The organism is Streptomyces sp. KL109B, from assembly GCF_030766935.1.
In the GTDB taxonomy this organism is placed as follows: Bacteria; Actinomycetota; Actinomycetes; order Streptomycetales; family Streptomycetaceae; genus Streptomyces.
This window is the reverse complement of record NZ_JASERL010000034.1, coordinates 1-500: the sequence shown is the minus strand read 5'-3', so window position 1 is coordinate 500 and position 500 is coordinate 1. Positions and strand designations below refer to the sequence as shown.

Genomic DNA, 500 nt, shown 5'->3' with positions numbered 1-500 from the left:
GCCCACGCTGCCGCGAGAACTCCACCAATACCCCCGGTGAGGACATCACGGTCACGCCACCGGCCACCGCCAGCGAGCACTCTCCGCCGCGTATCGCCCGGAGAGCCTGGTGCAACGCGACCAACGACGACGAGCACGCCGTGTCCACCGTCACCGCCGGCCCCTCAAGACCCAGGAAATACGCGAGCCGACCCGATATGACACTCCCGCTGCTGCCGGTGAGCAGCAGCCCGTCAGCCTCCGCGGAGCCCTCGTGCATCGGCGGCCCGTAGTCCTGGGACATCGCGCCGATGAACACGCCCGTGTCGCTGCCGCGCAGCGAACCGGGCTCGATCCCGGCGTCCTCCAGCGTCTCCCAGGCGGTCTCCAGGAGCAGCCGCTGCTGCGGGTGCATCGCCAGCGCTTCGCGCGGTGACACCCCGAAGAACCCGGCGTCGAACTGCCCCGCCTCGTCGAGGAAATAGCCCTTGTCCACGTAGCTCTTGCCGGTCCGTCCAGGA

At 69.6% G+C, this 500-nt stretch carries 1 protein-coding gene; it reads right to left on the bottom strand.

Going from position 1 to position 500, the window contains the following annotated elements:
• Positions 1 to 500 (bottom strand): polyketide synthase (locus RBJ65_RS42020; protein ID WP_306332222.1); only part of this gene is annotated, 500 nt, incomplete at both ends.